Genomic DNA, 3,946 nt, shown 5'->3' with positions numbered 1-3,946 from the left:
GCTCTTCCGATCTCCCCGGCCTCGGCCAGCGCCGCGGCGGCGGCCCGGCGGGCGAGCGCCTCGGGGCGCGGAACGGCCGAGCGCCACCCCGGCGCGGCCAGGAGGACAGTGACATCCCCCTCACGGAGCCCGGCCGAGGGGGTGCTCCCCTTGCGGCCGGGACGACTACTTCCCGGTTCCATCCTTCTCCACGCCTGCGCGTCCGCGGCCGTCCCGCGGTCGGGAAGGGGCGGCGTCCGCGCGACCATAAGCGGACCCGGCATCGGCGCGGCCATATGCCGCGACGATCCGGGCCACGAGGGGATGCCTTACCACATCCCGCTCGGCAAATCTCGCCACCGCGATGCCGTCCACCCCGTCGAGGATGTTCAGGGCCTCGTGCAGGCCGGAGGCCTGGCCGGGCGGCAGGTCCACCTGGGTCGGGTCGCCGGTGACGACCATCCGGCTGCCCTCGCCCATACGGGTCAGGAACATCTTCATCTGGGCCGGGGTGGTGTTCTGGGCCTCGTCCAGGATGGCGTAGCAATGTGCCAGCGTCCGGCCGCGCATGAAGGCGAGCGGCGCGACCTCGATCTCGCCGGCCGCCATGCGGCGGGCGACCTGCTCGGCCGGCATCATGTCGTGCAGCGCGTCGTAGAGCGGGCGGAGATAGGGATCGACCTTCTCCTTCAGGTCGCCCGGCAGGAAGCCGAGGCGCTCGCCGGCCTCGACCGCCGGCCGCGAGAGCACGATCCGGTCCACCCGGCCGGCCTGCAGGAGTGCGACGCCCTGCGCGACGGCGAGATAGGTCTTGCCGGTGCCGGCGGGGCCGATGCCGAAGACCATCTCCGACCGGGCCAGCATCTCCATGTAGGCGGCCTGGGCGGGGCTGCGCGGCGCGATCGCGCCCTTGCGGGTGCGGATCGCCGGGATGTCCTGCAGCGGCAGGCGCGGGTCGCCTTCCTGCTCGCCTTCGGCCATGCGCATGGCGGCCTCGACCTCGGCGGTGCCCACGTGCTCGCCTTTCTGCAATCGCCGCCAGAGATCGGCCAGTGCCGCTTCCGCCACCTCGGTGCGTTCCGGCGTCCCGGTGATGGTCAGCCGGTTGCCCCGGCTGCCGAGCCTGACCCCCAGCCGCATCTCGATGCGGGCCAGGTTCCGGTCATGCTCCCCGTACAGCAGCGGCAGCAGCGCGTTGTCGTCGAAGTTCAGCGTGACGCTGCGGCTGGCGGGAAGGTCCCCACGCGGGGCGCGGGGATCGGGGCGGATCGCGAGGGTGGTGGTGCTCAAGCGGCGGCCTTCTCCTGGTTTGGCGGGTCTCCGGTGGCCTCGGCGGCCCCTGGGGAAGACAGGATGCGTGCCGCGAGGGAATTGGGATGGGTGGCGGTGACCTCGCAGGGCAGGACCTGCCCGACGAGGGAAAGTGGCCCCTCCGCATGGACGGGCTGCAGCCAGGGCGAACGCCCGGCGAGCTGCCCGGGGTGGCGGCCGGGTCCGGTGAAGAGGATGTCCATGCGCAGGCCGAGCCTGGAACGGTTGAAGTCCAGCTGCTGTTCCCGCAGCAACTCCTGGATCTCGTGCAGGCGCCGGTCCTTCTCGGGCTCCGCGACCTGAAGTGGGGCGCCGGCGGCCGGGGTTCCAGGCCGCGGCGAATACTTGAACGAGAAGGCCTGCGCGAAGCCGACCTCGCGGATCAGCCGCAGCGTGTCCTGGTGGTCCTGCTCCGTCTCGCCGGGGTGGCCGGCGATGAAGTCGGACGACAGCGCGAGGTCCGGCCGCGCGGCGCGCAGCTTCTCGACGATGCGCAGGAAGTCGGCCGCGGTGTGGCCGCGGTTCATCGCCTTCAGCACGCGGTCGCTGCCCGACTGCACGGGCAGGTGCAGGAAGGGCATCAGCGCCGGGATCTCGCCATGCGCGCGGATCAGCTCGTCATCCATGTCGCGGGGATGGGAGGTGGTGTAGCGAAGCCGCGCGAGGTCCGGGATCTCCGCCAGTTCGCGCAGCAGCCGCGCCAGGCCCCAGGTCGCTCCATCAGGCCCGTCCCCGTGATAGGCGTTCACGTTCTGGCCGAGCAGCGCGATCTCCCGCGCGCCCTGTGCCACCAGCCGCTTCGCCTCCGCGATCACCGCCGCGGCGGGGCGCGAGTATTCGGCGCCGCGCGTGTAGGGGACCACGCAGAAGGAGCAGAACTTGTCGCAGCCTTCCTGGATGGTCAGGAAGGCGATCGGGCCCTGCGGCGCGGCGGCTTCCGGCAGGTGGTCGAACTTGTCCTCGGCCGGGAAGTCGGTCTCGATCACATGGCCGGCGGCGCGTGTCGCGCGGGCGACCATCTCCGGCAGGCGGTGGTAGCTCTGCGGGCCGAGCACGATGTCCACGTAGGGCGCCCGTGCCGTGATCTCGGCGCCCTCGGCCTGGGCGACGCAGCCGGCCACCGCCAGCACCATGCGCCCGCCCTCGGCCTCCTTTGCCTGCTTCGCGCCGCGCAGCCGGCCGAGCTCGGAGAACAGCTTCTCCGACGCCTTCTCGCGGATGTGACAGGTGTTGAGGATCACCATGTCGGCGCCCTCCGGCGCCTCGGCCGGGGCGTAGCCGAGCGGCGCCAGCACATCCGCCATGCGGGCGCTGTCGTAGACGTTCATCTGGCAGCCCCAGGTCTTCACGAAGAGACGCTTCCTGGGGCCAGGGGAGACGGGGCCGGTCATCGCAGGGAGAACTCCGCCGCCCCGCCGGAGCGCCGGCAGGGGGAAGGCGGGGAGATGCGGGTCCGCCCGGTCGCGGTCAAGCGCGGGTGTCGCGTCGCATCAGGGGCGTGCGAATCGGCACGAGGGAACGTTGCGGGGGCGCGCCGAGCCGGGTCAAGCGGGAAGCCGCGGCGTGAGCGGCTCCGGCGTGCGGTTCTGCCGGAGTGTGGCGCAGGCCTCGGTCACCACCTCGGCGCAGGCGGCCGTCAGCACCTTGCGGTCCGGGTAGGTGGCCGGGTCCACCGCGGCGTGCAGCACCACCGTGGCGCGCGTCTTGGACCGCCGGGCGAGCCGCCAGAAATGGCTGCCGATGTCCATGTCGCCGTACCAGGCGAACAGTGGCCGGTCGCGCCGGCAGGCGGGCAGCCCGCCGAGCCGGTCGAACACCACCGAGACCGGCTGCACCAGCGTCGCGTGGTCGGCGACCGACAGGAAGGCGCTACGGAAGGGCAGCACCCGCGTGCCGTCGCTGGTGGTGCCTTCGGGGAACAGGATGATGCGCTCGCCCTGGCCGAGCTTCTCACGGATCACACCGGCCTCGCCCTTGGTCTGGGTGCGGCTGCGGCTGACGAAGACGGTGCGGCCGAGCTTGGCGACGATGTTGATCAGCGGCCATTCGCCGATCTCGCGCTTGGCGATGAAGCAGGCATCAAGCGTGCCACCGAGCACGACGATGTCGAGCCAGGAGGAATGGTTGGAGACGAAGAGGACGGAGCGCCCGGGCGCGGCATCGCCCACCACCCGGATCTTCAGCCCCATCAGCCAGGCCAGCGCCCGGAAATAGAACTTCCCGAAGGCGATGTTGCCGCGGCCCGGCAGCACCATCAGCAGCGCCTGGATCGGGATGGCGATCAGCGTCCAGATCAGGATGGTCGCGATCCGCCGCACCGCGCGCACCCGTCCGCCGAGCGGGCGGAAGCCGAGCACGTCGCCCCAGAGCGAGTCCGGGTCGGAGGACGAGAAGCTGATGACCTTGCGCCGCCGCAGGCGCGGCGGGCGCAGGGCCTCGGGCGTCGTCAGGCGGGCTTCCATGGCGCGCCATTAACCCTGGCGCGCATGGCAAGGCAATGAAGGGCCGGCGACCGGCGCGTGAAAGCCGCGCCGGCGTCAGCGCAGCTGGCGCAGCGGCACCGCCGGCACCGGCGCGGTCGTCATGTCGGTGCCGACGCGCTGGCTCGGGCCGAAGCCCGGCATGGCGTCCGGACCGACCGGGCTGGCCTGCAGCG

At 72.3% G+C, this 3,946-nt stretch carries 3 protein-coding genes; all 3 read right to left on the bottom strand.

All coding sequences use genetic code 11. The features are described 5' to 3' along the window. Positions 1-165 precede the first annotated feature (165 nt). On the bottom strand, positions 166-1,269 hold the full coding sequence (locus L2I40_RS20115; protein WP_372491085.1) for a PhoH family protein: 1,104 nt from the start codon (positions 1,267-1,269) through the stop codon (positions 166-168). Beyond that, a complete protein-coding gene (gene miaB, locus L2I40_RS20110) occupies positions 1,266-2,681 on the bottom strand; it encodes a tRNA (N6-isopentenyl adenosine(37)-C2)-methylthiotransferase MiaB (RefSeq protein WP_237216959.1) in 1,416 nt (471 codons plus the stop codon). Before miaB ends, L2I40_RS20115 begins: the two co-directional genes overlap by 4 nt. 153 nt (positions 2,682-2,834) lie before the next feature. Then, positions 2,835-3,752 carry a lysophospholipid acyltransferase family protein gene (locus tag L2I40_RS20105; protein ID WP_237216958.1) on the bottom strand — a complete coding sequence of 306 codons (918 nt, stop codon included), beginning with the start codon at positions 3,750-3,752 and terminating at the stop codon, positions 2,835-2,837. Positions 3,753-3,946: the final 194 nt, after the last annotated feature.

Origin of the sequence: Falsiroseomonas oryziterrae, from assembly GCF_021864505.1 — a bacterium.
GTDB lineage: Bacteria > Pseudomonadota > Alphaproteobacteria > Acetobacterales > Acetobacteraceae > Falsiroseomonas > Falsiroseomonas oryziterrae.
Note: the sequence above shows the minus strand (reverse complement) of the source record. Positions and strands in the feature narration are given on the sequence as shown.

What these genes read in the sequence shown, in the direction of transcription:
- miaB (WP_237216959.1), bottom strand. Translation starts at nt 2,681, where the DNA reads ATGACCGGCCCCGTCTCCCCTGGCCCCAGGAAGCGTCTCTTCGTGAAG.
- L2I40_RS20105 (WP_237216958.1), bottom strand. Translation starts at nt 3,752, where the DNA reads ATGGAAGCCCGCCTGACGACGCCCGAGGCCCTGCGCCCGCCGCGCCTG.